At 31.9% G+C, this 25,253-nt stretch carries 28 protein-coding genes and 1 pseudogene; 20 read left to right on the top strand and 9 right to left on the bottom strand.

Translation table 11 applies throughout. From position 1 onward, the window contains the following. Nucleotide 1 precedes the first annotated feature (1 nt). The 4 genes and pseudogenes from LQ622_RS00745 (at nt 2) to LQ622_RS00730 (ending at nt 4,261) form a co-directional block, all read left to right on the top strand. On the top strand, nt 2-1,249 hold the full coding sequence (locus LQ622_RS00745; protein WP_126477431.1) for a methionine gamma-lyase family protein: 1,248 nt from the start codon (nt 2-4) through the stop codon (nt 1,247-1,249). Between the two features lie 85 nt (nt 1,250-1,334). Next, nucleotides 1,335-1,572: pseudogene (locus LQ622_RS00740) on the top strand (MerR family transcriptional regulator); the annotation flags it as partial. Between the two features lie 137 nt (nt 1,573-1,709). Then, the gene (glnA, locus tag LQ622_RS00735; RefSeq protein ID WP_025905621.1) at nt 1,710-3,050 is read left to right on the top strand and encodes a type I glutamate--ammonia ligase; all 1,341 of its coding nucleotides are present in this window, start codon (nt 1,710-1,712) and stop codon (nt 3,048-3,050) included. 863 nt (nt 3,051-3,913) lie between these two features. After that, complete coding sequence (locus LQ622_RS00730; RefSeq protein WP_239761894.1) at nt 3,914-4,261, top strand: hypothetical protein; 348 nt, start codon at nt 3,914-3,916, stop codon at nt 4,259-4,261. A 44-nt stretch (nt 4,262-4,305) separates the two neighbouring features. On the opposite strand, the gene LQ622_RS00725 is transcribed toward LQ622_RS00730, so the two are convergent. Both LQ622_RS00725 and LQ622_RS00720 read right to left on the bottom strand, forming a co-directional pair. Further along, nucleotides 4,306-4,941, bottom strand: a complete 636-nt coding sequence (locus LQ622_RS00725) for a sugar O-acetyltransferase (RefSeq protein ID WP_204167692.1) — start codon at nt 4,939-4,941, stop codon at nt 4,306-4,308. Nucleotides 4,942-5,003: 62 nt separating this feature from the next. Continuing rightward, a complete protein-coding gene (locus LQ622_RS00720) occupies nt 5,004-5,465 on the bottom strand; it encodes a MepB family protein (RefSeq protein ID WP_239761895.1) in 462 nt (153 codons plus the stop codon). 219 nt (nt 5,466-5,684) lie between these two features. Between LQ622_RS00720 and LQ622_RS00715 the strand changes: the two genes are divergently transcribed. The 6 genes from LQ622_RS00715 to LQ622_RS00690 all read left to right on the top strand — a co-directional run bounded on the left by LQ622_RS00715 (nt 5,685) and on the right by LQ622_RS00690 (nt 8,264). Then, complete coding sequence (locus tag LQ622_RS00715; RefSeq protein WP_239761896.1) at nt 5,685-6,425, top strand: sulfite exporter TauE/SafE family protein; 741 nt, start codon at nt 5,685-5,687, stop codon at nt 6,423-6,425. Nucleotides 6,426-6,443: 18 nt separating this feature from the next. Next, the gene (locus LQ622_RS00710) at nt 6,444-6,917 is read left to right on the top strand and encodes a pyrimidine dimer DNA glycosylase/endonuclease V (RefSeq protein WP_239761897.1); all 474 of its coding nucleotides are present in this window, start codon (nt 6,444-6,446) and stop codon (nt 6,915-6,917) included. Between the two features lie 4 nt (nt 6,918-6,921). Beyond that, nucleotides 6,922-7,290: a YbgA family protein gene (locus LQ622_RS00705; RefSeq protein WP_239761898.1), complete on the top strand. Its 369-nt coding sequence runs from the start codon at nt 6,922-6,924 to the stop codon at nt 7,288-7,290. A gap of 88 nt (nt 7,291-7,378) precedes the next feature. Further along, nucleotides 7,379-7,543, top strand: a complete 165-nt coding sequence (locus LQ622_RS00700) for a hypothetical protein (protein WP_162841924.1) — start codon at nt 7,379-7,381, stop codon at nt 7,541-7,543. A gap of 154 nt (nt 7,544-7,697) precedes the next feature. Continuing rightward, entirely contained in the window at nt 7,698-7,907 is a 210-nt protein-coding gene (locus LQ622_RS00695; protein WP_037587900.1) for a hypothetical protein, read from the top strand. A gap of 153 nt (nt 7,908-8,060) precedes the next feature. After that, entirely contained in the window at nt 8,061-8,264 is a 204-nt protein-coding gene (locus tag LQ622_RS00690; RefSeq protein WP_126477423.1) for a TM2 domain-containing protein, read from the top strand. Between the two features lie 479 nt (nt 8,265-8,743). Here LQ622_RS00690 and LQ622_RS00685 read toward each other — a convergent pair whose 3' ends face one another. Further along, entirely contained in the window at nt 8,744-9,667 is a 924-nt protein-coding gene (locus LQ622_RS00685) for a diacylglycerol/lipid kinase family protein (protein ID WP_126477422.1), read from the bottom strand. A gap of 158 nt (nt 9,668-9,825) precedes the next feature. Between LQ622_RS00685 and LQ622_RS00680 the strand changes: the two genes are divergently transcribed. Then, on the top strand, nt 9,826-10,332 hold the full coding sequence (locus LQ622_RS00680) for an N-acetylmuramoyl-L-alanine amidase (RefSeq protein WP_224658719.1): 507 nt from the start codon (nt 9,826-9,828) through the stop codon (nt 10,330-10,332). A gap of 51 nt (nt 10,333-10,383) precedes the next feature. Here the strand turns inward: LQ622_RS00680 and LQ622_RS00675 are convergent, their stop codons facing one another. Next, nucleotides 10,384-11,184 carry a hypothetical protein gene (locus LQ622_RS00675; protein WP_126477421.1) on the bottom strand — a complete coding sequence of 267 codons (801 nt, stop codon included), beginning with the start codon at nt 11,182-11,184 and terminating at the stop codon, nt 10,384-10,386. A gap of 255 nt (nt 11,185-11,439) precedes the next feature. On the opposite strand from LQ622_RS00675, the gene LQ622_RS00670 reads away from it, so the two are divergent. From LQ622_RS00670 to LQ622_RS00660, 3 genes are all read left to right on the top strand, one after another. Next, nucleotides 11,440-12,324, top strand: a complete 885-nt coding sequence (locus LQ622_RS00670; RefSeq protein WP_159316251.1) for an NAD(P)-dependent oxidoreductase — start codon at nt 11,440-11,442, stop codon at nt 12,322-12,324. A gap of 4 nt (nt 12,325-12,328) precedes the next feature. Beyond that, nucleotides 12,329-12,658, top strand: coding sequence for a nucleoside triphosphate pyrophosphohydrolase family protein (locus tag LQ622_RS00665; RefSeq protein WP_037587904.1), 330 nt, complete (start codon nt 12,329-12,331; stop codon nt 12,656-12,658). Between the two features lie 81 nt (nt 12,659-12,739). Beyond that, complete coding sequence (locus LQ622_RS00660) at nt 12,740-13,333, top strand: hypothetical protein (protein WP_051575391.1); 594 nt, start codon at nt 12,740-12,742, stop codon at nt 13,331-13,333. Between the two features lie 48 nt (nt 13,334-13,381). Here the strand turns inward: LQ622_RS00660 and LQ622_RS00655 are convergent, their stop codons facing one another. Next, on the bottom strand, nt 13,382-14,755 hold the full coding sequence (locus LQ622_RS00655) for an aspartate kinase (RefSeq protein ID WP_126477419.1): 1,374 nt from the start codon (nt 14,753-14,755) through the stop codon (nt 13,382-13,384). Nucleotides 14,756-14,952: 197 nt separating this feature from the next. On the opposite strand from LQ622_RS00655, the gene LQ622_RS00650 reads away from it, so the two are divergent. From LQ622_RS00650 to LQ622_RS00635, 4 genes are all read left to right on the top strand, one after another. Beyond that, a complete protein-coding gene (locus LQ622_RS00650; protein WP_191835529.1) occupies nt 14,953-16,230 on the top strand; it encodes a homoserine dehydrogenase in 1,278 nt (425 codons plus the stop codon). 1 nt (nt 16,231) lies between these two features. Beyond that, a complete protein-coding gene (gene thrC, locus LQ622_RS00645) occupies nt 16,232-17,296 on the top strand; it encodes a threonine synthase (RefSeq protein WP_239761900.1) in 1,065 nt (354 codons plus the stop codon). Then, nucleotides 17,293-18,204, top strand: a complete 912-nt coding sequence (gene thrB, locus LQ622_RS00640) for a homoserine kinase (RefSeq protein WP_126477417.1) — start codon at nt 17,293-17,295, stop codon at nt 18,202-18,204. The genes thrC and thrB overlap by 4 nt, the downstream gene beginning before the upstream one ends. A gap of 68 nt (nt 18,205-18,272) precedes the next feature. Continuing rightward, nucleotides 18,273-19,079: a Cof-type HAD-IIB family hydrolase gene (locus LQ622_RS00635; RefSeq protein WP_239761901.1), complete on the top strand. Its 807-nt coding sequence runs from the start codon at nt 18,273-18,275 to the stop codon at nt 19,077-19,079. 48 nt (nt 19,080-19,127) lie between these two features. Here LQ622_RS00635 and LQ622_RS00630 read toward each other — a convergent pair whose 3' ends face one another. From LQ622_RS00630 to rpmG, 4 genes are all read right to left on the bottom strand, one after another. Then, on the bottom strand, nt 19,128-20,528 hold the full coding sequence (locus LQ622_RS00630; RefSeq protein WP_159316256.1) for a phosphoribosyltransferase domain-containing protein: 1,401 nt from the start codon (nt 20,526-20,528) through the stop codon (nt 19,128-19,130). Nucleotides 20,529-20,540: 12 nt separating this feature from the next. Next, entirely contained in the window at nt 20,541-20,855 is a 315-nt protein-coding gene (locus tag LQ622_RS00625; protein WP_025905885.1) for a hypothetical protein, read from the bottom strand. A 415-nt stretch (nt 20,856-21,270) separates the two neighbouring features. Continuing rightward, complete coding sequence (locus tag LQ622_RS00620; RefSeq protein ID WP_239761903.1) at nt 21,271-22,713, bottom strand: amino acid permease; 1,443 nt, start codon at nt 22,711-22,713, stop codon at nt 21,271-21,273. 203 nt (nt 22,714-22,916) lie between these two features. Further along, nucleotides 22,917-23,066: a 50S ribosomal protein L33 gene (gene rpmG / locus LQ622_RS00615; protein WP_049318964.1), complete on the bottom strand. Its 150-nt coding sequence runs from the start codon at nt 23,064-23,066 to the stop codon at nt 22,917-22,919. Nucleotides 23,067-23,226: 160 nt separating this feature from the next. Between rpmG and LQ622_RS00610 the strand changes: the two genes are divergently transcribed. Both LQ622_RS00610 and guaC read left to right on the top strand, forming a co-directional pair. Further along, nucleotides 23,227-24,171: a metal ABC transporter solute-binding protein, Zn/Mn family gene (locus LQ622_RS00610; protein ID WP_239774533.1), complete on the top strand. Its 945-nt coding sequence runs from the start codon at nt 23,227-23,229 to the stop codon at nt 24,169-24,171. Nucleotides 24,172-24,262: 91 nt separating this feature from the next. After that, complete coding sequence (guaC, locus tag LQ622_RS00605) at nt 24,263-25,246, top strand: GMP reductase (RefSeq protein ID WP_025905892.1); 984 nt, start codon at nt 24,263-24,265, stop codon at nt 25,244-25,246. Nucleotides 25,247-25,253 lie beyond the last annotated feature (7 nt).

Genomic DNA, 25,253 nt, shown 5'->3' with positions numbered 1-25,253 from the left:
AATGGAACAGAAATTAAAAGAATTAATTATTGATGTAGAAAAAGAATTAAGACCATATTTTGATCAAATCGAACATAATGCATTAATTGCGCAAGAACATGTACTTGATGCATTTCATGAAGTAAAAATCACTGAATCAGACTTAATCGGTACAACTGGATATGGGTACGATGATGTAGGTCGAGATCATTTAGAAGATGTTTATAGTAAAGTATTTAAAGCTGAAGACAGTTTAGTAAGACCTCAAATTATTTCAGGTACGCACGCTATAACATTAGCGCTTAACAGCCAACTGAAATATGGAGACGAATTATTATATATTACAGGAACACCTTATGATACGTTATTAGAAGTAATCGGTATAAATGGTAATGGTATAGGAAGTTTTATCGAACAAGGTATCACATACCGAGAAGTACCATTGAAACAAAATGAAATAGATATAAACTCAGTGTTAGAAAATATTAATGAAAATACTAAAGTCATTGCGATACAAAGATCTAAAGGTTATAGTTCGCGACCTTCATTAACAATTGCACAAATTGAACAAGCAATCAAAGCGATTAAAGAAAGACATCCAGATAAAATTGTCTTTGTAGATAATTGTTATGGAGAATTTGTTGAAGATAAAGAACCCATTGAAATTGGTGCAGATTTAATAGCAGGTTCTTTAATTAAAAATCCAGGAGGTGGTTTAGCTAAAATTGGCGGTTATATTTCAGGAAAAGCTGACCTGATAGAACGTTGTGCATACAGATTAACAGCACCAGGAATTGGTAAAGAAGCGGGCGCATCTTTAGGAAGTTTACCAGAAATGTATCAAGGGTTCTTCTTAGCACCACATGTTGTCAGTCAAAGTTTGAAAGGTGCATTATTTACTTCTCGCTTGTTAGAAAAATTAAATATGACAACGACACCGCATTACCAAGATAAACGCACAGATATTATTCAATCTGTTACTTTTGAAACAAAAGAACAAATGATTGCATTTTGTCAGTCGATACAACACGCATCTCCAATTAATGCGCATTTTAGTCCGATGCCTAGCTATATGCCAGGTTATGAAGATGATGTTATCATGGCTGCAGGTACATTTATTCAAGGATCTTCAATTGAATTAACGGCAGATGGTCCAATTAGACCACCATATGAAGCATACATTCAAGGTGGCTTAACTTATGAACATGTTAAAATTGCGATAACGCGTGCTGTAGAGCATTTAATCAAGCAAAAGCTTGTTGAATTATAAAAGATGTAAGGTTTCCTGACATTCATTTGTTTTCTGAAAATTTATGTGCTAAATTTATAACAAGTTCTTACAAAAGGAGGCGGTCGTGCTGTCAAGAGATATAATCAGAAGAAACATGGCCGTGTTCCCGATTGGTGTCGTAATCAAGTTAACAGAGCTAACAGCCAGACAAATCAGATACTACGAAAGCAATGAGCTCGTTTCGCCCAAAAGGACTGAAGGTAATCAACGGTTATTTTCTTTAAATGACCTTGAACGATTACTGGAAATTAAAAATCTTATCGAAAAGGGATTTAATATGAAAGGGATCAAACAAATTCTTTTAGAAGAAGAAAATGACCTTTCTGATGAAGAACTGAAGATGAGAGAGCGGGTAATTAGAGGAACTTCTAAAACAGAGGGACCACTTAACCGTGGAGATTTATCAAGATTTTTTAATTAAAAACTGGAGGATAATCACATGGCTAAACAAACTTTTACAAAAGAAGATATTTTTCGTTTTGCTGACGAAGAAAACGTACGTTATTTAAGATTACAATTTACTGATATTTTAGGAACAATTAAAAATGTTGAAGTACCAATTGCACAATTAGAAAAAGTATTAAACAATGAAATGATGTTTGACGGTTCTTCAATTGAAGGATTCGTGCGAATTGAAGAATCGGATATGTATTTATGTCCTGACTTAGACACTTGGGTAATTTTCCCTTGGACTGCAGGAAAAGGCAAAGTAGCACGATTAATTTGTGACATTTACAATCCAGATGGCAAACCATTCCCTGGTGATCCACGTACAAACTTAAAACGTGTATTAAAAGAGATGGAAGAGTTAGGATTTACAGATTTCAACTTAGGACCTGAACCAGAATTCTTCTTATTCAAATTAGATGAAAAAGGAGAACCAACATTAGAATTAAACGATAATGGTGGATACTTCGACTTAGCACCTACAGATTTAGGTGAAAACTGTCGTCGTGATATCGTTCTAGAATTAGAAGATATGGGCTTTGACATTGAAGCAAGTCACCACGAAGTAGCACCTGGTCAACATGAAATCGACTTTAAATATGCTGATGCTATAACAGCATGTGATAACATTCAAACATTCAAACTAGTTGTAAAAACAATTGCGCGTAAACATAACTTGCATGCGACATTCATGCCAAAACCATTATTTGGTGTAAACGGAAGCGGAATGCACTTTAACGTTTCATTATTCAAAGGTAAAGAAAATGCGTTCTTCGATCCAAATGGAGAAATGCAATTAACTGATGATGCATATCACTTTATTGCTGGTATCTTGAAAAATGCACGTGGATTTACAGCAGTATGTAACCCATTAGTAAATTCATACAAACGTTTAGTGCCTGGTTATGAAGCACCATGTTATATCGCATGGAGTGGTCAAAACCGTTCACCATTAGTAAGAATACCTGTATCTCGCGGATTATCAACACGTGTTGAAATTCGTTCAGTAGACCCAGCAGCTAATCCTTACTTAGCATTAGCTACTATCCTAGAAGCTGGATTAGATGGTATTAAAAATAAATTAACACCACCAGAATCAGTAGATCAAAACATCTATGAAATGGATAGAGAAGAACGTGAAGCGGTAGGCGTACAAGACTTACCATCAACACTTTATACAGCTGTTAAAGCAATGAAAGAAAATAAAGTTGTTAAACAAGCATTAGGTAATCATATCTATCGCCAATTCATACAATCTAAATCATTAGAGTGGGATTATTACAGAACACAAGTATCAGAATGGGAAAGAGATCAATATATGAAGCAATACTAATTGCTATTAACCCTCAAAGCTTAAGCTTTGAGGGTTTTTTGTGTGGATTTTGGGGGGGAGTGAGTGATGGTGATTGAGAAGATAAAGTAATGGGTTGGTGGCAGTATGAATAGGCTGGCTATAGTAACAAAAGTCGTGGGAAGAGTAAATAAGGGAGGCCATAGTAACAAAATTTGGGCGAAGTGTAACTAAGGGCGTCTATAGTAACAAAAGTCGTAGGAATTGTAACTAAGGGCAGCCATGGTAACAAAAGTTGGGCGAAATGTAACTAAGGACGGCCATAGTAACAAAAGTCGTAGGAAATGTAACTAAGGGCGGCCATAGTAACAAAAGTCGTTCGAAGTGTAACTAAGGGTGTCTATAGTAACAAAAGTTGGGCGAAATGTAACTAAGGACGCCTATGGTAACAAAAGTCGAGGGAATTGTAACTAAGGGTGTCTATAGTAACAAAAGTCTGTGGAAATGTAACTAAGGGCGTCTATAGTAACAAAAGTCGAGGGAATTGTAACTAAGGATGGCTATAGTAACAAAAGTCGTAGGAAATGTAACTAAGGGCGTCTATAGTAACAAAAGTCGAGGGAATTGTAACTAAGGATGGCTATAGTAACAAAAGTCCGTGGAAGTGTAAACAAGGGCAGCCGTAGTAACAAAACTCGTTCGAAGTGTAACTAAGGCAAGCCATAGTAACAAAAGTCGGAGGAATTGCAACTAAAGTAGAAGACACAAAATAGGCGTAGTAAAAGTTGATTTAAAAATAAATATATTTTATAATTATATAAAATACAGAGAATAAAATAGACTGAGATATCGTTAGTTAGCTCACACCATAATAAAATAATAATAACAACTAAGAGGTGATAAAAATGGATTTTGTAACAAGACCTGAATTTGAAGAACATAAAAATCATATGGACTCGCGCTTTAATACACTTGAAGATAATATCAAGGAAGTAAAGCAAGAATTGACTACAACAAGATTAGAATTAAAAACAGATATAAATAATTTAAGGTCAGAGTTTAAGGGCGATATGAAAAACTTAAGAACAGAGTTAAAAACTGATATAAAAAATTTGAAAGATGATCTTATATCTTTATTTGATGAAAAAGAAAAGGCAAATAAGGAAGAGATGAAACACACTCAAATAAAATGGTATATTGCCACAACTCTCATTATAATAGGATTTGTAGGAAGAATATTAGGATTTTATTAAATCAAAAAAAGACCATCTAATTAGTGATGATCTTTAAAAGACTATCATTTTTCTACTGATTGTCGTTTTTTCTCGTAATATTCTAATTTCATTCGATGCCATTTGTCATAATCAGAACTTGTGATTTGCTTAATGACTTTTGCTGGATTTCCACCTACAACTGTATTGGGTGGCACGTCTTTTGTTACGACTGCTCCTGATGCGATTACAGAGTTTTCTCCTACCGACACGCCTGGTAATACGACTGCATTTCCACCAATCCATACATTATTTCCAATATTAATTTCATGACCAAATTCTAATTGTTCATTTCGAATTGTGGGATCAATAGGATGACCTGCTGTATATAAACTCACTCTTGGACCAAACATAACATTATCACCAATATTGATATAATTAACATCTAGAAATATACAATCCATATTAGCATAGAAATTCTCACCAATATTGATATGTCTACCGTAATCAACATAGAGTGGTGGATGTAAGTATATATTTTCTCCTGTTTTACCAAAAAGTTCTTTTTCTAATTTAATAATTTCATCACTATTTTCAATAGGTGTATGATTAATTTTATCTGCTAACATTTTTCCTTTTTTTGAACCATTAGATTCATGAATATCCTGTGCTATGTATAGTTCACCTTTAAGCATTTGCATATAATCAAAATCATTCTGCATAACATAATTCCCCTTTATATGAATATGAACATATTATATCTTGTTGAACTTGTATATACAAGTTAAGAGGTAATAAATGATATGTTAGATAAATCTATGAAAAATTCTTTTTGCCAATTTTGAGTTTGACTAGCAGTCTTATTTAAATGATTTTCCCATGGTGGGTAAACTCTCATTGCCATTTTTCCATTTACGTCGTGATTACTTATGATTTTCTGCTTAAGTAGAATATCTTTAGGAAAAATAAACAGCCCTTTTTTATTATTATCTAGTATAGCTATGATGAGTTTTTCTGGTGTTTCTGAATATGTATAAGGTCTGTTTTGATCATTTTGATCTTTAACCCAAAATACGACAAAATAGCCTTTTTTATTAGATGTCTTTTTAGCACATCTACTTCTATAAGTAATATTGTGAATTTGAAAACTACAAGCTTCATACTTAATATTAAGTTCTTCAAGTTTGTAGTCTTCAATTGGTTCATTATTAAAATAGCTTTTTATTAATTCAATTGACTCAAACAATTTCAAACCTCCTTATATGACTTTTCATAATTGATTATAACAAAGATTGAACTATTAAATACGCTAGTAAAATATTCTAGTATTCCCTTGTTTTTATACTCTTTTCATATTTTTTAGTTCTTAAAAAAGGTATAATGGAAGTAGAATATTAATGAAATTTTGACACTTTCTAATGTTTAGAAGGTGTTTTTATTTTATAAACATATAAAAGGGGATTCTATGGATATTACTATTTGGACACTCGTTATTTTTTCAATTCTACTGGGGGCTATGGTACGAATTGTGTTTGGGTTTGGTGAGGCTTTGGTTACGATGCCATTACTCGCTTTATTAAATTTAGATTTTAAATTGTCTATTTCTGTAGTGGCAATTGTTGGATTATTAGTGGCTTTACCTGTGTTTATTAGAAGCCGTGGCAATCTTGATTGGTCTATTATTAAACGTTTATTAATGGGTTCTATTATTGGGACGCCTATTGGTATTGTAATTGTTAAATGGGCAAATGAAGATGTGATTATTAAGTTTTTAGGGGTATTTATATTATTGTACGGTGCTATTAATCTTGTTAATTATTATAAGAATATATACCAAGTTAAATTGAATATTCCAAAGTTTTATGACTATATTGCAGGTGTTGTTTCGGGTGTTTTAGGTAGTGCATATAATAGTCACGGTGTACCGATTATTATATATGGAACTTTGAAAAAATGGCATATTACTGATTTAAAAAATATTTCACAAGTACATTTTTTTATTACAGGTTGTTTTATTGTCTTTAGTCACGGTGTTTCAGGATTTTGGTCAATCTCACTTTCGTATTTGTTATTGGCCATTTTACCGCTTCTCATCCTAACATTATGGTTGGGACATATTATCAATAATAAAATTGATCAACGTGCTTTAATTAAATATATTTATATGTTGTTGATTTGTTTCGGAATCATCATGATTGTTAAATAATGAGAGAGGAATTACGCAATGCAAATTTTTAGAGTTCACAAGAATCATGAAATAAGCGCAAAATTTTTAGATAACCGTCGTCTTTCTAAGCAAGTATTAGAACTTTATCAAATTATTAATGTTTGTCTGGCTAAGCTTGAATATATTGATGGCAATACACGTTATTTAAGTCATCCTATCGTGAAGCATGTTTTTAATGATGGCTATCCTTATTTAGCTGACACTTATGAATTATTGTTAGAAATGGATAAAGAACATAAAAGAAGAGGTGGGAAAAGGTCAAAAGACTTTGAACATCAAATTTCAAATATGGGTAATATGATTGATACTGGTATTAAAGATGGTGCATTTTCTACTGAAAAGTTACCACCTATATTTGTTTATGGTGAAACGAAATTAATGAGTGACCAAGCTTATTTAGAATATGAAAAATTATTATTTATGAAATGGACAGCAGATAAAATTGCACCTCGGTGTAATATAAGTAGGTGATAACATGAGTAAGAGAGCAGATATTGAAAAGTTATGGAGACATGAAAAATATAATGTCATGATGCATAGTCAAAAGTCATATTTAGATATAAGAGAAGCTTTAAAGGGAAATATCACATATGACGATTTACAAAGTATGATTGATGATGCTAAAGCCATTGTTCCGACTAAAGGTTCAATCATCAATACTTATGATCATATGTGGGGGTATTTTAAGAAAATTGCTACTGAAGAAGAACGTAACCAATACTTGAAGTATAAATCACAATATCAAGAGAATGAAATTCAATACCAATGTTTAATCACATTTATATACAAGCTTGCTGTGAAATATAATCAAAAGTATTTATTAGAATCTACTATTTTACATTGATTTACCAATCAAAGTTTAATGATGATTGTGTAACCATGAAAAGGGTAAATACTATATAGAAAGTAGATTTTCAAGGAGGCTGAATATAATGGAAGAACGTGTATATCAAAAAATGTGGGACACTTTAAAGAAAGAAGTGCAATTCAATATAGTGGAACTCGAACAAATGGAAGAAGAAAACGAATCTCCAGGATTAAAAAAAGCCCAGAACATGATGGATCATCTAGAAAAAGAGTTTATCAAAAATTCATAATCAATCATAATCATTTAAAAACATTTAAATTTGTTCTGTAAATCTATAAAATATATGTAATTATACATTATTAATAAGTATTTACATCAATTTCCTCTAGATTCGCTTAATATAGTTTTGTAGTATTTATATATTAAGTTTTTTGGAGGCAGTTATGTTTTTTGATAAAAAGATTATCGTATTTGAGAATTTAGAGAATAAATACAATCAAGAAGAAGCAAAAAATATATTTTTGAGACATTCCATTGATTATGACTTTATTACAATAAGTAGCCAATCTATTATTTTAGGTGGATTACAATATCCTTCAGCACAGAACAAAGAACAATTTATTGCTGATTTTAATGACTATTTAGGGAACTAATGCATTTAGCTGTCATCAAGTTTAAAACTTGAGACAGCTTTTTTTATTGATAAGTGACAAAATTGTCATACTATCGCTGATTTTGTTCGTTTATATTTGGGTAATATATGTATATAGAGACTATAATGAATTTATAGTTGAAGGAGGGATATTATGCTCGTAAATAAATGGATTTATATCGCATTAGCTGTGTTATTAGGAAACTTTGGTGTTCATAAATTTTATGCACAAAAACCAGTTGTTGGACTATTACACTTAGCATTCTGTTGGACAGGGATTCCACATGTTATCGCATTCTTCAGTGCTGTATTCGCATTGTTTAGACCATCTGATGAACATGGTAATATTCAAGCATAGTATGTTGTGACATGCTTTTATTAAGTTTTTAAAACCCTAGATATATTTATAAATAATTTTTCGAAAAAAGAGTCTCGGACAGAAATGTTCTAGACTCTTTTCATATTTTTAGAAATAGGAAGGGCAGAATATTGCTAGAGGTGTACGACAAGCAATATTCTGGACCTTGTATTTATCAAGACTAGTGAAACAAGATAAATAGTGGCCTTGTATGTATCAAGATTGATCAAACAAGATAAATAGGGGCTTCGTATTTATCAAGACTGACGAAACAAGATAAATAGGCGCCTTGTATTTATCAAGACAGGCGAAACAAGCAACATAGGAGCTCCGTATATTGCAAGACTGCCCAAACAAGCAACATAGAAGCTCCGTATATAGTAAGACTCCCCAAACAAGCAACCTAGAACTTCACGTTTACATTGATTTTTCCAAATAAAAGAGACTGGCACATAATGTAATGTCTCAGTCTCTTAAATTTATGCATTATTCAAATCTACATATAGCAATTTAACTTGGTCACGTAATATTTTTATTTCAACAGGTGTTTCGAATAGAATTTCACCGTCTATATCTAATTTGGCTGATGGATCAGTAGATAACGTAGCTGATTCACAAGATATGTGTTGTATGCTGTCACTAATCTCGTTCCAATTCATGCTATCTTTTACTTTAAAGAAGTCATTGATAATACTGAAATTTTGTTTGTCGAAAATAAATATATTCATTTTCCCGTCATTAGGTGATAAGTCTTCTAAAGGAATTCTACTACCACCTACGTGTTGACCATTCGCAATCAAAATCATTGAAGTTTCTCCTGAATATGTTTCGTTATCAGCTGTTAAATTATATTGATAAATTTCTGGGTTAGCTACCGTTTTGATTGTAGAAAAGATATAACTGAATTTACCTAATAATTCTTTTTGATTGGATTCAACATTTTCAGCGTTTTGAACCATTAAACCAATACCTGCAAAGTTAAGTGCATATGTACCATTGACATCTAATACATCAAATGACTTAATTTGACTCGCTAATAAATCTTGAGAAGCTTGCATTGGTTTTTGAGATATATTTAAAGTCTTCGTGAAATCATTGAATGTTCCACCAGGTAAGACACCAATGGGTATTTGGAGATTGTTTTCTACGACACCATTTATTAATTCATTTAATGTTCCATCGCCGCCTAGTATAAAAAATACATCATAAGCTTGTTCGTTAGTATCGGCAGCTAATGTTTTACAATAAGAACGAATTTGTCCTTCTTCTTTACTTAATTTTATTGTTAATTCATCACAAAGCTGTGTTAAATTTTCTGTAACTTGTCCCAGTTCTTTATATATATTACCTTGGCCAGCCGCCTCGTGGTAAAATAAAATTCCTCTATGAAAATGTTGTGTCATAATCATGATACCTCCTGTATTGTACCTTTTATTACAATACCATGTATGACGATTGATAAACAATTTTAAATAAAATATTTTAATGTGTTAAAATAAATAAAAGCAATGAAAAGGGGAGGATTATTATCGCTTCACAAAATGATTATATCCATTATGAAATGGAAAAAAGAAAGCAACCTTTACTAGGTGTTGTGATCCATAACGATGCAAGTGAATTAAATGCTAATGAATGGCGTGAAGTATTAATAAACGCACCTGAAGAAAGATATGTCCAAGGTATCGCGCATTATTACATCGATAGAAATCAACAATGGCAAGCGATTGATACTGAGCGTATTGCGTGGCATACTGCTAACCCAATAGGTAATGAACAATATTTAGGGTATGAAGTATTAGAATCTCTCTCGAGTACAGATGAAGAATTTTTATTAAATGAGCAAGAAACATTAAGAGCAATCGCTTCAGATATGATTGATTATAATTTAACACCTAATCGAGATACTGTTCGATTACATTTGGAGTTTAGTGAAACGGAATGTCCTCATCGTTCGTTAGAAATTCATACGAATTGGAAGACGACAATAGATGGCATGCCGGATGAGTGGATTATTAATGAAATGAAAGATTATTTTATAGAACAAATTAAACAATATATGTTGAATTAAAAAAAGCGTGTGGATATGAAATCATTTGATTTCAATCCCACGCTTTTTTAATTATTGTGCATATTGTTGTTGTATTTGAACTAATGCATTATAGAATAGTTCAGGTTGTTCAGGACCATTGTATGTTCCTTTTTCTAAAGCAGTTAATGAAGCTTTTTCAGGATTTGTTAATCCGCCTTCATATTTTTGTCTCCATTCTGCATTAATAGAATTTAAGTAAGGATTTTGTCCTGTTTCATTGTAAATTTGTTGAGCTTGTTCTGCACCAAGTGCTGAATTCGACTGACTATTACTTGCAGCATTGTTAGCATCATTGCTAGCTGCGTTATTAGCGTCATTAGCTGCTGAATTATCAGCATTTGAAGCGCCATTGCTATTTTGGTCAGCGTTGCTATTAGCACCATTGTTTGATCCATCAGAATTAGCTGAGTTATTGTTATTTGCGTTATCGTCACTATTAGCATTTGAATTGCTTGAGTCAGAGTTAGAAGCACTATTACCGTCTGTGCCACTACTATCATCTGAGCCATTAGTGCCATTTGAATTAGAGTCACTAGACCCGTTATCATCGGAGTTATTACCATCTGAATTTGAACTAGCAGAATCGCCTGAAGCGACATCATCAGAACTACTATCAGAGTCCTTACTGCTGTCTGATTTACTGTCAGATTTATCATCAGATTTTTTATCTGAATCTTTATCAGACTTACTATCTTTTGATTTAGATGCATCATCAGATTTCGAAGAATCTTTATTTGCAGATGAATCATCTTTGCTGCCGTTACTATCATCGTTACCGCATGCTGCTAAGAATAAAAATGAAGATAGTAACAAGATTAAAAATTTCTTCATATATAAACCCCATTTCTTTTTTTGTTTGACACTTATGTATCAACAATAATTCAATACCACTAAATATTAATCTCAAACAAAATTTATTATAATTTTTTTAAACTTTTTATACCGTTTTAATAACAGTATTAAAAATCGTACAAATGTCCTTTTTATAATCATTAATTGAATCTAAAAGACTAAGTGAGTTTGTTTAGATTTTTCTGATAAATCTGTATAATGTTTATATGATTAGAATATGTAGGAGGAATTGAAATGACTAAAAAAACAATCGGCTTTGTAGGTACAGGCGTTATGGGTAAATCTATGGCAACCCACTTAATTAATGAAGGTTATGAAGTAAATGTTTATAATAGAACAAAATCTAAAGCAGATGAATTGGTAGAAATAGGCGCGATTTGGTGTGACACTATTGCAGATTTATCTAAGACTAGTGATGTGATTATATCTATCGTTGGTTATCCTAAAGATGTTGAATCTATTTATTTAGATGAAAGTGGCATTATAAACCATGCTAAAGAAGGCACAACTATTATAGATATGACAACTTCAAGCCCTGCTCTTGCAGAGAGCATTTACAACGAAGCAAAAACAAAAAATATTAACAGTTTAGATGCACCTGTATCTGGTGGCGACGTTGGTGCGAAAAATGCTACATTAACGATTATGGTCGGTGGAGACGAAGAAGTATTTAATCAAGTTGAAGATATTTTCAATGTTATTGGACAAAATGTTGTCTATCAAGGTAAAAGTGGTAATGGACAACATACGAAACTTGCGAATCAAATCGCTATCGCAGCAGGTATGTTAGGTGTAGCAGAATCCATTATATATGCTGAAGAAGCGGGATTAGATATTGATAAAGTATTCAGTTCTATTGAACATGGTGCAGCGGGTAGTTGGTCATTATCCAATTTAGGACCAAGAATGGTTAAAGGAGATTATGCACCAGGATTTTATGTTAAACATTTCATTAAAGATATGAGAATTGCGATAGAAGAAAGTGAAAAAAGAGGCTTATATATGCCTGGATTATTAAAAGCTAAAGAAGTATATGATGCATTAAGTGAAGCAGGTTTTGAAGATAATGGCACACAATCTGTTATTCAATTATTAAAAGATCATATTAAAAAGGGGTAAAACAATGGATTTAAATGAATATCAAAATCTTGCATTAAGAACTATGTCTGATGTTAAAAGAGATCCAGATAAAAGCTTAATTAATGGAGCATTAGGTTTAACAGGAGAATCTGGTGAAGTTGCAGATATTGTTAAGAAATACGTATTTCATGGTCATGACCTAGATAAAGAAGCATTAAAGAAAGAACTAGGGGATGTACTTTGGTATATCGCATGTTGCGCTTCTGCTCTTGATGTAGATCTGGATGAAATTGGTCAGCTAAATATTGAAAAACTTAAAAATAGATATCCAAATGGATTTTCAAAAGAAGATTCACTAAATCGTAAAGAATAATCAACAATTATCTATTGGATAATAATGACAAAACTGTTAGAATGAAAAGGAGTGAAAACGCTTACGTAGGAGGTAGCTATATTGGAAGGAAACGAACAATATTTATCTATAGATGAACTAAAACAGTTAATGTCTGACTACCCATTTCAATATATTGTTTGTGGACAAAGTGCGATTGATTTATTTTTGAACGAATATACGCACACTAAAGAAATCATGAGCATAACAGTAAGCAGAGAAGAAGAGCTTGCTTTAGCAAACTACTTTTTAGAACGCCATTATCAAATAGTAGTTGAGACACCATTGAATGAACTAAAAGAAATTACTGTTGAAGAACTTAGAGATTATAAGAAATATTATATTTATAATAAGAAGAGCGAATGTAAAATTCTTAAAGTTTATATATATGAAACGAAAGATGAGAAATGGCAATTTAGTCATGATCACAATATAGAAGTGGAAGATTACAAAATATACTTTCATAGCTTAGAACATGATGTGAAGTATTTGCGACCAGAAATCCAAATGATGTATAAGCTATATCATGAGCTGAGACAAGATGATATTTATAAATATCAAAAGTTAATTCAACATTTAAGTTATTATCAATTCTTTATGCTTAGAAAAGTAATAGGTAAAGATAAACTCAATCAGATTATTTTATCAGATACATAAAAGAAGCCGACGATTAAATCGTTGGCTTCTTTTAGTTACTAATAGTTACTATGCGAGTTGTGTTGTTTTATTTGCGAAGTATTCGTCATAAATCGCTTGAACGGCTATATCAGAATATTGCTCATCAATACCAAACATCATAGAAATTTCAGATGATCCTTGGTTAATCATATTTAAGTTAACATTTCTCTTACTAAGTGCTGCAGTTGCTCCAGCTGCTGTTCCAACTGCTTTATTCATTCCTTCTCCGACAATCATTAAAATAGCTAAATCATAGTCAATTGTTAACTCGTCTACAGGAATATTTTCTCGAATTTTATTTAAAACTCTTTCTTCTTTTCCTTTAATTTGAGTCGATCTCATAATAATACTAATGCTATCAATACCAGATGGGATATGTTCGATTGAAATGTTTTCTTCTTCTAAGATACTAAGTACTTTACGTGTAAATCCAACTTCTCTATTCATTAAGTACTTTTTGACGTTGATAATTGTAAAACCTTTATCACAGCTTACGCCAGAAACGATATGAGATAAGTTAGAAATGTTACGTTCACTTACAATGTATGTTCCTTTATCAGTTGGTCTATTTGTATTCTTGATCACAACTGGAATGCGATCTTTATAAAGTGGCTCTAGTGCCTCATCATGAAATACGCCAAATCCGGCATATGATAATTCACGCATTTCTCTATATGTGATTTCTGGAATTACTTCTGGTTGAGATACGACTGTTGGGTTTGCTCTAAAGATACCTGATACATCCGTAAAGTTCTCGTACAAGCTTGCTTTAATACCTCTTGCTAAAATAGCCCCTGTAATGTCAGATCCACCTCTAGGGAAAGTCACGATATCACCATTTTCAGAATAACCAAAGAATCCAGGAATGATTAATTTCTCATCATATTCACGTAATTTATAAATCTTCTCATACGACGATTCTAATATCATTGCGTTTCCTGGTTCATCTGTGACGATGATGCCTGCATCTTTAGGCGATAAGTAACGTGTAGGGAATCCTAACTGACTATTATATTGTGCGATGAGTTGCGCATTGAAATCTTCTCCACAACTTTTTAAACCATCTAGTAAGCGTTCAGGTTTATCGTGATACACGTTTATCAAATTTAATAAGTGGTTTTTAATTTCATCTAAAATAGAACGATCCATGTTCAATTCAGTCACAATTTCTTCATAACGACCAACGATTTGGCTGAGTTTGTTTGAATAATCTAATTGATTAATAACTTTTTCATATAAGCGTATGAGCAAATCCGTTGTTTTAATATCTTCTTTAAATCTTTTTCCAGGTGCGGATACGACTACAATTTTTCTTTCATCATCAGCGTTAATGATGTTAACGACTTTTTTAATTTGCTCACTGTTAGCGACGGAACTTCCGCCAAATTTTGAAACTTTCATTTTATCAGTCCTTTTACTGGGGGTAATGTAATTGTAGCTCTTTACAAAGCGAGAAATAATGATAATATTACTATTAATTCTAATTATTCAAACTTTACAAAAAACTTTAATGAATTTATACTATAATAAACTTGAGTCTATTTCAAGTAGACATTTGTATTTTTAACAAGAACAATATATTTAAGGTGAGTGAGGAAATGAAAGTATTAAATGTAGCAGTATTAGGTCTTGGCACTGTTGGAACAGGTGTCGTAAAGATTGTCGAAGAAAATAAAAAGCAAATAGAAGACACGATTGGGAAATCTATACATATTAAACATATTCTTGTGAGTTCTATTAACAAGAAACGTGCAATTAATACTTCTAGCTATCATTTAACTGAAAATATTAACGAAATTTTAGAAGACGATGAATTGGATATCGTTGTTGAAGTAATGGGTGGTATCGAACCAACAGTAGAATGGTTGAAAGCATTTCTTTCTAAAGGTATACACGTCATTACTGCAAATAAAGATTTATTAGCCGTACATTTAAGAGATTTAGAAGATTTAGCTGAGAAAAATAAAGTTGCGCTTAAATATGAAGCGAGTGTAGCAGGTGGTATTCCGATTGTGAATGCGATTAATAATGGATTAAATGCCAATAATATTAATCAATTTATGGGTATCTTTAATGGCACATCTAACTTTATTCTTAGTCAAATGACGCGCGAAGGAAAATCATATGATGAAGCATTACAGCTTGCAACCGATTTAGGTTATGCAGAAGCGGATCCAACTGACGATGTTGAAGGAATTGACGCAGCTCGTAAAGTCGTAATTACGAGCTATTTATCATTTAATAGAGTCATTTCGTTAAATGATGTTGAAAGAGTAGGTATTTCTGATGTTGAAATAGAAGACATTAAAGTTGCAGAAAAATTAGGCTATAAAATTAAATTAATTGGTCAAGGTAAATATGAGAATGGCCGAGTTATATCAAGTGTTAAACCAACATTATTACCAAACAGTCATCAAATGGCGCATGTTGAAGATGAATATAATGCTATATATGTTATTGGTGATGCTGTTGGGGATACAATGTTTTACGGTAAAGGTGCAGGTAGTTTAGCTACTGGTAGTGCAGTTGTATCTGATTTATTAAACGTTTCATTACAATTTGAATCAGATTTACATACGTTACCGCCACACTTTGAACTTAAAACAGAACGTACGAAAGAAATCGTTGAAGATGAAGTGGTTAAATTCCCACTGAAAAATAGTCATTTTATCATTGTTGAAAGTGACAAAGATGAAGATGTCTTAAGAGATGACATTAAAGCGACAATCGAATTTCATAGAAGTGTTAAAGTAGAACAACGAACTGAAAATACGTATGGTATTGTCATCAGAGGTATTGATGAATTACCAGTTGAACAATTAAAAGAAAATGGCATTAATATTTTGAAATATTATCCAATTGAAGGAGATAAGTAATATGGGCAGATGGCAAGGATTAATTCATAATTATAAAGAATATTTACCAGTAAACGAAGGAACACCTCAACTGACATTAAATGAAGGTAATACACCATTAATTCATTTACCTTATTTATCAGATAAATTGAATATTAATTTATTTGCTAAATTTGAAGGTCTTAACCCTACAGGTTCTTTTAAAGATAGAGGTATGGTAATGGCAGTCGCAAAAGCGAAAGAAGAAGGTAAAAAGATTATAATATGTGCTTCTACTGGTAATACATCAGCTTCAGCTGCCGCTTATGCTGCAAGAGCAGGCTTAAAAGCAATTGTTGTTATTCCTGAAGGTAAAATAGCACTTGGTAAATTAGCACAAGCAGTTATGTACGGTGCTGAAATTGTATCAATTAAAGGGAATTTTGATGAAGCATTAAATATCGTTAAAAAAGTAGCAGAAAAAGGTGAAATAGCACTTGTAAACTCTGTAAATCCTTATAGAATTGAAGGTCAGAAGACTGGTGCTTTTGAAATTGTTGAACAATTAGATGGTAAAGCGCCAGACTTATTTGCGATACCAGTAGGAAATGCTGGAAATATCACAGCATATTGGAAAGGTTTCAAAGAATATCATCAATTAAATCAATCAGGTTTACCTGTTATGTGTGGTTTCCAAGCTGAAGGTGCGTCTCCAATCGTACAAGGTAAAGTTGTCACAAATCCAGAGACAGTAGCGACTGCTATTAGAATCGGAAATCCAGCAAGTTGGAAATTAGCTGAGGCAGCACGTGATGAGTCAAATGGACTAATTGATAGTGTGACAGATGAAGAAATCCTTAAAGCGTACAAACTTATGACAAGTAAAGAGGGTGTCTTCAGTGAACCAGCTAGTAACGCTTCAATTGCAGGTTTGTTGAAATTGCATGAGCAAGGTAAATTAGAGCCAAATCAAACTGTTGTCGCAATTTTAACAGGTAATGGATTGAAAGATCCTGATACTGCAATCGATTTACTTGATTCGCCAATTACACCTTTAGAAAATGACGAACAAGCAATTATTGATTATATTGAGCGTGCATTACAATGAAGAAATTAAAGCTTAAAGTACCAGCCTCAACTGCTAACCTTGGGGTTGGTTTCGACTCAATCGGAATGGCTCTAGATAAATATTTAGAAGTAGAAGCACATCTTTCCGAAGATGGAAAATGGCATTTTGAGCATATTGGACCTCATCTTCAAGGTTTACCTGATAATGAAGACCATTATATTACTAAAATTGCACAAACTGCTACAAAGAAATTTTCTAAAGAAATGCCTGCATTAAATTTAAAAATGTATAGTGATATTCCACTTGCAAGAGGGTTAGGTAGTTCAGCATCTGCGCTCGTAACAGGTTTATTTCTTGCTAATTATTTTGCAAATTTAAAGTTATCTAAATATGAGTTGCTACAACTTGCAACTGAAATTGAAGGGCATCCAGATAATGTTGCACCAACAATTTATGGTGGTTTAGTCTTAGGTGTATATGATCCAGAAGCTAAACATACGGATGTCTCATATATTGATATACCAAAAGTCGATGTTATTGCTACAATACCAGCGTATGAGTTATCAACAGAGAAAGCACGTAAAGTATTACCAGAAACATTATCTTTAAAAGATGCCGTTAAATATAGTGCGATTAGCAATACGATGATCAGTGCGTTAATTCAACATAATTATGAATTAGCTGGAAAGATGATGATGAAAGATGGTTTTCATGAACCTTATCGTCAACATTTGATCCCTGATTTTGAACATATTAAAGCATTAGCTTTAGAACATGGTGCGTATGCGACAGTCATTAGTGGTGCTGGTCCAACTGTACTAACGCTCGTAAAAAAAGAATTGAGTGGTAAGCTTGTGAGAGCATTGCAGGACGAATTTGAAGATTGCGAATCTGAATTGGTAACCATTAATCGATATGGCATTAGCCAAAAAATTATAAACTTATAATTAAAAATGAGATGCTTATATTCTATGTATGATAGAATATAAGCATTATTATATTTAAGGAGATAAACATGATATATAAATACATCGTAATGGATATGGATGATACACTTTTAACTTCAAAGAATGAAATAAGTGAAGTGACATATCAATACTTAATGGAGAAACAAAAACAAGGCATGAAGTTAATACTCGCATCAGGGCGCCCAACTGCAGGTATGGTTAAGCATGCAGAAGCACTTGATTTAAAGAGTTATGGAGGCTATATCGTAAGTTATAATGGTGCATTTGTCATCAAGGCAGAAGATCAAAGTATCGTATTTAATCAAACAATTAGTCAAAAAGATGCACACGATATTATTGATTATTGTAGAAGTCATCATTTCTTTTATTTAACGTATTTAAATGACCAAATTATTCATGATACAACACATGATTATATGAACATTGAAAGTGAATTAACAGGTCTTCCAATGAAAAAAGTCAATGATATTAAAGAAGCTATTATTGATGACGTTCCAAAAATAATGGGGGTTGATTTCGAGGAAAACATTGCAAGTGCAAATCAAGAGCTGAATGGCAAATTTAATGAACAAGTATCATCAACAATAAGTAAGCCGTACTTTTTAGAATTCATGAATAGTGAAGTATCTAAAGGGAAATCATTACAAAGATTGTTTGATCAAATTGGAGCGGATTTCTCAGAAGTGATTGCTTTTGGTGATAGTTTAAATGATTCTGATATGTTAGAAAGAGCAGCAGTTGGTGTTGCTATGGGAAATGCGAACGATACGATTAAAGGTATTGCAGATGTCGTTACAGACGACCATGACCATGATGGTATCGTAACAGCGCTAGAAAAAATATTAAAAGCATAAAAATAAAGCAGTTCAAACCTTAAAATTTAAGATTTGAGCTGCTTTTTATTATTCGTGACGATCTTCATTAAACGCAATTGAAGTCATTTCAATTACGAGAATTGATTTTGCCCCAAGTATTTTTAATTGTTGTACAATATCATCAATTTCAGTTTTATGTCTTAGTCTTTCAACAAATACGATGATTTGTTCGTATTGATCAATCTCTAAATTATATAAATAATGAGTGATTGTTCTTTCTAAAGGCGACATAAAACTAATCTTTTTATTAGAATGTCTTAATGTACTAGAATCGAAATTAAAGCGTGTTGTACCTTGTACACGTATTTCTTTACCAGGTAAATAACGAGCAATTTGAAGTGGAACGTACATGAATTCTCCTATACCAATGACGAATTTAGGTGAATCATCTAAAAAGTCATTCAATAATTCTCCCATACGTTGAAACAGGTCTTCAGAAACTTGTTGTTCTTTACCATTTAAAGTAAATCTTCCTGTTGAAATAAAGTATGGATTATCGTGAATCGTACCATCACGTAGCATGTTTTGAGCTTTTACAATGAAATGATCATTGATGACATTTCTTAAAGAGTAATATTGAACTTTCGTCTCATGTTTTTGATTATCTAGTAGTTCATTTTGAATTAAATCTTTCGTTTCATGCTCAATAGCTGTGATTTCTACATCAAATGACATGAGTGAAATGATGTTGATTTTAATATTTAAAGATTTTTCCAAACTTGAAAATGCTTCTTTAACACTTTGAGATCTTAAATCAATAGGTGTTAATACAGTAAATGTTTCTCTTTCAGGACATTTATCATAAATCTTTTTAATGAGATTTAGTACAGAATTACCATTTAATAAATGATTATCAATGATTGCGACACGTTCATCATTATCGAAAAAGTCTTTATCTTTCGTATAGAAAAATAAACGTTCTTGAGGGTCAACAATATCGCTATGATCTAATAATGGTGGATGAGAAATAATCTTATCTCGTGTAGAAGCTAAGAACATCACATCATCATCAAATAAACTAAAAATCGATTGTCCTAAATTGACAGCACGTTCACTTAAACCTAGAAATCTCGTTGGTGGATAGTGACCAAGTTTATTTGATTCAACCATATTTAAAGCTTGAATCATTTTACTGCGATTTTTACTATTAATAGCTTTAGCAATCGTTTGAATGCGTTCATCCGTTTCGCCTGTTAAAGATTCATGATATAAGAATCCTAACAATAAACCAACGAGTAAAGGATGTTCTGGATATAACCCTCTAGAATATCCTAAACATGGAGATACAGGTATAAATGGAAATTCTGAATGTTCTTCTTGTGTAATTGCGAGCATTTCATCTATTTCAAAATCAAATCTATTTTCTTTAACTTTCACTTCAACTTGCTGTTCATTATCTAAAGGAAAAACTTTACTTACTTGGGACATGTGATTACTCCTTTATTTACTTGTGTGCGTCCATTCATGGCTGAATTTCTTTCTCTTAATATGCGCATAAATTTGGTCCGCTGCATAGTCTTGGTTCGTATAAACAGTAATATCAAAAAATGCTTGATTCTCTTCAAATGGTTCATTTAAATATAAATCTTTAAGATGATCAAATAATGATTGCATCTGTTCCCGAGTTAAACTTGTATATTCTCTAAGTGTTTTCTTAACGAGTTGAGCATGTGTGTCATAAATACTTTGAACAACAATGACAAAACGTTCATCTTGTTCCATAACATCATCAAATAAATTTGTTTGACCTGTCATATTTACACCTTCTTTATTCTAAAATTATCATTAATATTTATTATACTATATATATTGCAATATGAAAAAGTAGATTATAGTTAGCAAATTTTTATAAATGTTTTGAATGAGGTAGTTCGGGATTAGGGGAATGATATTTTGTATAGAGTTTATCATTACAAAAGTCGGTGGAATTGTAACTAAGAGGTGCTATAGTAACAAAAGTCGGTGGAATTGTAACTAAGAACGGCAATAGTAACAAAAGTAGCTGGAAGTGTAACTAAGGGGTGCTATAGTAAAAAAAGTCGAGCGAATTGTAACTAAGGAAGCCGTTAATAACAAAACTAGGTCAAAGTGTAAATAAGACAAGCATATACAAACAAAATACAAAATAAAAATAACGCCACTCAATCAACTTGAGTGGCGCTTTTAATAATTATTTCTTATATTGGTGTTTTGTTAAATCGATGTCTTCTAGTTTGATAATTTTTGATTTCGTTGTGAATTTATGAATAAAGTATACTACGAAACCTAATATAATCGGTAAGAATGATTCGATTAATACTGGGAAGTTCAATGTCATAATGCTATCAAATGATTGACCGATTAATAAGAATGCTATTACAGCGATTACGATGATTGGTCCTAATGGATATAAAGGTGCTTTATATTCTAGTGTATCTGTCGCTGAATTGCCTTGTTTCTTAATAGCCATTCTTAATCGAATATGACTGATTATACTCATAAGCCAAACTAAAGTAACAAGTGCGCCTAACATATTCAATAATCTATAATAACCATCAGCGTTAATTGTTGCATATACGATTGACACGAATATTAATACGATTGTGACACATAATGAAACGAATGGCATATTGTTTCTATTTAAGTTATTGATAAACTTAGGTGCTTGCTTATGTTGAGCAAGTGAGTAAAGTAATCTACTTGTAGCATATAAACCTGAGTTACCAGCTGAAATAAGTGCTGTTAAAATAACTGCATTAATAATTGAAGCGGCGAATGCTATACCAACTCTATCAAATACGATTGTAAAAGGACTTTGTGTTACAGTGTTTGATTTATTTAATAACAATGGATCAGTATATGGAATAATTGCTGCAATCACAGCGATTGCTAAAATATAAAATAATAAAATTCTCCAGAATACTTGTCTAATTGCTTTTGGCATGGATTCTTTAGGATTTTCAGATTCACCAGCTGTTACGGCTACTACTTCTGTACCACCGAAGCTAAATCCAGCAACAAGTAGTACGCCTAAGAAACCAGAAATACCATTTACGAATGGTGCTTCTTTATAAGTGAAGTTTGATAATCCTAATGGTTCATTACCGCCTAAGATTCCAAATATCACAAGTACACCAACTATTAAGAAGATGATAATAGTCGCGACTTTAATAAAACTTAACCAATATTCAGCTTCACCAAATGCTTTAACAGTAAATGCATTTAATAAGAATAGAATAACTAAGAAAATAATGCTCCATACAAACGGGTTAATACTTTGGAATATATCCCAGTATGTAATAATTTTTGCTGCAGTTAATATATCGACGCTTGTTACAAGAGCCCAAATCACCCAATAAAGCCAACCAACAGTAAATCCTGCTGATGGATCTATAAATCTACTTGAGTATGCACTAAATGACCCAGAAACTGGATAAAAAGTTGCAAGTTCTCCTATAGCTGTCATTAAAAAGTAGAGCATAACACCAATAATAGAATAAGCTATAAGTGCACCACCAGGTCCTGCTTGAGTGATGACTGCACCACTGGCCATAAATAAACCAGTACCAATTGAACCACCAATAGCGATCATTGATATGTGCCTAGTCTTTAATCCTCGTTTCATTTCTTCCATATAATTCACCTTGCTTTCTAATAGTACAATTTATCTGTAAATAAAATATACATATTATTTTATTAGTATTTCAGTAAATAAGCAACAAAAACTTTTAACGCATAAATGCTTTAAAGTCATAAAGCGATAGTATAAAAAAATAGAAGTCATTTCAAATGTATGAATTGACTTCTTTGTCGTATATTTTCTTATAAAATAAGAAATTATTTAGTTTCGCGGTGTAAAGTGTGACGACCTAATCTTGGACAGTATTTTTTCATTTCAATACGTTCAGGATTTGTACGTTTGTTTTTAGTTGTAATATAATTTCTGTCGCCACATTCAGTACATGCTAACGTGATATTGACACGCATGTTCATCAGCCTTTCTATTCAGTAATCGTTACGTTTTATAATTTTAGCATAATACAAATGAGTTTTCAATGCAAAAATATGTGTATTATATAATTGCGATATGATGTGTAAAAGCGTATATTGTTATAATTAAAACAATTAATAACGTAGGAGTTAAAATATGAAAAAAATATATATTATAGTTGGTACGTTACTAACGATTGGACTGATACTTTCAGGTTGTAACACCGAAACATCTAAAGACGACAAAATTAAAATTTATGCAACAAACTTTCCATATGAAAGCTTTGCAAAACAAATTGGTGGAAAATATGTAGATGCAAATTCAATTTACCCAAGTGGTACGGATTTACATAATTATGAGCCAACACAAAAAGAAATGCTTAATATTGCTAAAAGTGATTTGTTTATATATTCTTCAAATGAATTAGATCCAGTAGCTAAAAAAATTAGTTCTACTATTAAAAATGATGATCACAAATTAGAAGCAGTAGCTAATTTGAAAGAAAGTCATATTTTAGAACATCATCATGAACACGGTGAAGAAGAGCATGAACATGAGCACGAAGGGGAAGAAAGTGATAACGATCCTCATATTTGGTTGGATCCAATTGTCAATAAAGAAGCGGCGAAATCTATTAAAGATAAACTTGTACAAAAGGATCCTGAGCATAAAGAATATTATCAAAAAAATTATCAAAACCTCATTAAAGATATAAACGAGATTGATGAAAGTTTACAAAACGTAACGAAAGATACAAAAAGAGACACAGTATTTATTTCTCATGATTCTCTAGGTTATTTAGCTAACAGATATCATTTTAAACAAAAAGGTGTCACAGGCATGAATAATGAAGAACCAACTCAAAAAGAAATATTAGAAATCATTAAAGATATTAACAACTCGAAATCACCATATATTTTATATGAACAAAATGTTAGTTCAAAAATGACAGATATTATAAAGAAAGATACGAAAAGTAAACCGCTAAAATTTCATAATTTAGAAGTATTAACTAAAGATGAAGCCAAACAAAAAAATATTTCATATCAGTCTTTAATGGAAGAAAATATCAAAACTCTTGATAAAGCTCTAAATAAATAACATTTATAGTATTATTTCGTTTACTTTTACTACTTAACCATGTATAGTAACTAATGGATTATTATTAATAGTTGTGAAAGAGGTTATTGATATGAAAATTTTTGATTATGAAGATGTACAGTTAATACCAAATAAATGTATAGTAGAAAGCCGTTCTGAATGTGATACTACTGTAAAATTTGGTCCAAAGACATTTAAATTACCAGTAGTACCTGCAAATATGCAAACAGTCATGAATGAAGAACTAGCTGAATGGTTTGCTAGTAATGATTATTTTTATATCATGCATCGTTTTGATGAAGAAGGACGTATTCCATTTATCAAAAAAATGCAAAGCCAAAACTTATTCGCCTCAATTTCTGTAGGTGTTAAAGACAATGAATATACTTTTATAGAACAACTTTCTAATGAAGGGCTTGTTCCTGAATATATAACAATAGATATTGCACACGGTCATTCTGAGCAAGTTATTAGAATGATTAAACATATTAAACAACATATTCCTGAATCATTTGTAATTGCAGGTAATGTTGGTACGCCTGAGGGTGTTCGTGAACTTGAAAATGCGGGTGCTGACGCAACTAAAGTTGGTATCGGACCAGGTAGAGTATGTATTACAAAAATTAAAACTGGATTTGGTACTGGTGGATGGCAATTAGCTGCAATTAACGCTTGTAGCAAAGCTGCTAGAAAACCAATGATCGCTGATGGTGGTATTAGAACAAATGGTGATATTGCTAAATCTATTAGATTCGGTGCAAGTATGGTAATGGTTGGTTCATTATTTGCTGCGCACGAAGAATCTCCAGGTGAAACAGTTGAATTAGAAGGTAAACTATATAAAGAGTATTTCGGTAGTGCATCTGAATTTCAAAAAGGTGAACGTAAAAATGTAGAGGGTAAAAAGATGTTTGTTGAACATAAAGGCTCTCTAAAAGATACGTTAATTGAAATCGAACAAGATTTACAAAGTTCTATTTCTTATGCAGGTGGAAAAGATCTACATTCTATTACAAAAGTAGACTATGTAATTGTTCGTAATTCAATATTTAATGGTGACAGTGATCGCGGCTAAAACAAGT

This window comes from Mammaliicoccus sp. N-M50 (genome assembly GCF_022386995.1).
GTDB lineage: Bacteria > Bacillota > Bacilli > Staphylococcales > Staphylococcaceae > Mammaliicoccus > Mammaliicoccus sciuri_A.
This window is presented reverse-complemented; position numbering and strand designations above follow the sequence as displayed.

Excerpts from the sequence above, each read along its gene's own strand:
- LQ622_RS00665 (WP_037587904.1), top strand. The coding sequence starts at position 12,329 with ATGGATTTAAATGAATATCAAAATCTTGCATTAAGAACTATGTCTGAT.
- LQ622_RS00695 (WP_037587900.1), top strand. The coding sequence starts at position 7,698 with ATGTTTTTTGATAAAAAGATTATCGTATTTGAGAATTTAGAGAATAAA.
- glnA (WP_025905621.1), top strand. The coding sequence starts at position 1,710 with ATGGCTAAACAAACTTTTACAAAAGAAGATATTTTTCGTTTTGCTGAC.
- LQ622_RS00650 (WP_191835529.1), top strand. The coding sequence starts at position 14,953 with ATGAAAGTATTAAATGTAGCAGTATTAGGTCTTGGCACTGTTGGAACA.
- LQ622_RS00715 (WP_239761896.1), top strand. The coding sequence starts at position 5,685 with ATGGATATTACTATTTGGACACTCGTTATTTTTTCAATTCTACTGGGG.
- thrB (WP_126477417.1), top strand. The coding sequence starts at position 17,293 with ATGAAGAAATTAAAGCTTAAAGTACCAGCCTCAACTGCTAACCTTGGG.
- thrC (WP_239761900.1), top strand. The coding sequence starts at position 16,232 with ATGGGCAGATGGCAAGGATTAATTCATAATTATAAAGAATATTTACCA.
- LQ622_RS00690 (WP_126477423.1), top strand. The coding sequence starts at position 8,061 with ATGCTCGTAAATAAATGGATTTATATCGCATTAGCTGTGTTATTAGGA.
- guaC (WP_025905892.1), top strand. The coding sequence starts at position 24,263 with ATGAAAATTTTTGATTATGAAGATGTACAGTTAATACCAAATAAATGT.
- rpmG (WP_049318964.1), bottom strand. The coding sequence starts at position 23,066 with ATGCGTGTCAATATCACGTTAGCATGTACTGAATGTGGCGACAGAAAT.
- LQ622_RS00680 (WP_224658719.1), top strand. The coding sequence starts at position 9,826 with ATGGAAAAAAGAAAGCAACCTTTACTAGGTGTTGTGATCCATAACGAT.
- LQ622_RS00610 (WP_239774533.1), top strand. The coding sequence starts at position 23,227 with ATGAAAAAAATATATATTATAGTTGGTACGTTACTAACGATTGGACTG.
- LQ622_RS00705 (WP_239761898.1), top strand. The coding sequence starts at position 6,922 with ATGAGTAAGAGAGCAGATATTGAAAAGTTATGGAGACATGAAAAATAT.
- LQ622_RS00710 (WP_239761897.1), top strand. The coding sequence starts at position 6,444 with ATGCAAATTTTTAGAGTTCACAAGAATCATGAAATAAGCGCAAAATTT.
- LQ622_RS00630 (WP_159316256.1), bottom strand. The coding sequence starts at position 20,528 with ATGTCCCAAGTAAGTAAAGTTTTTCCTTTAGATAATGAACAGCAAGTT.
- LQ622_RS00685 (WP_126477422.1), bottom strand. The coding sequence starts at position 9,667 with ATGACACAACATTTTCATAGAGGAATTTTATTTTACCACGAGGCGGCT.
- LQ622_RS00625 (WP_025905885.1), bottom strand. The coding sequence starts at position 20,855 with ATGACAGGTCAAACAAATTTATTTGATGATGTTATGGAACAAGATGAA.
- LQ622_RS00635 (WP_239761901.1), top strand. The coding sequence starts at position 18,273 with ATGATATATAAATACATCGTAATGGATATGGATGATACACTTTTAACT.
- LQ622_RS00675 (WP_126477421.1), bottom strand. The coding sequence starts at position 11,184 with ATGAAGAAATTTTTAATCTTGTTACTATCTTCATTTTTATTCTTAGCA.
- LQ622_RS00730 (WP_239761894.1), top strand. The coding sequence starts at position 3,914 with ATGGATTTTGTAACAAGACCTGAATTTGAAGAACATAAAAATCATATG.
- LQ622_RS00700 (WP_162841924.1), top strand. The coding sequence starts at position 7,379 with ATGGAAGAACGTGTATATCAAAAAATGTGGGACACTTTAAAGAAAGAA.
- LQ622_RS00725 (WP_204167692.1), bottom strand. The coding sequence starts at position 4,941 with ATGCAGAATGATTTTGATTATATGCAAATGCTTAAAGGTGAACTATAC.
- LQ622_RS00655 (WP_126477419.1), bottom strand. The coding sequence starts at position 14,755 with ATGAAAGTTTCAAAATTTGGCGGAAGTTCCGTCGCTAACAGTGAGCAA.
- LQ622_RS00670 (WP_159316251.1), top strand. The coding sequence starts at position 11,440 with ATGACTAAAAAAACAATCGGCTTTGTAGGTACAGGCGTTATGGGTAAA.
- LQ622_RS00620 (WP_239761903.1), bottom strand. The coding sequence starts at position 22,713 with ATGGAAGAAATGAAACGAGGATTAAAGACTAGGCACATATCAATGATC.
- LQ622_RS00745 (WP_126477431.1), top strand. The coding sequence starts at position 2 with ATGGAACAGAAATTAAAAGAATTAATTATTGATGTAGAAAAAGAATTA.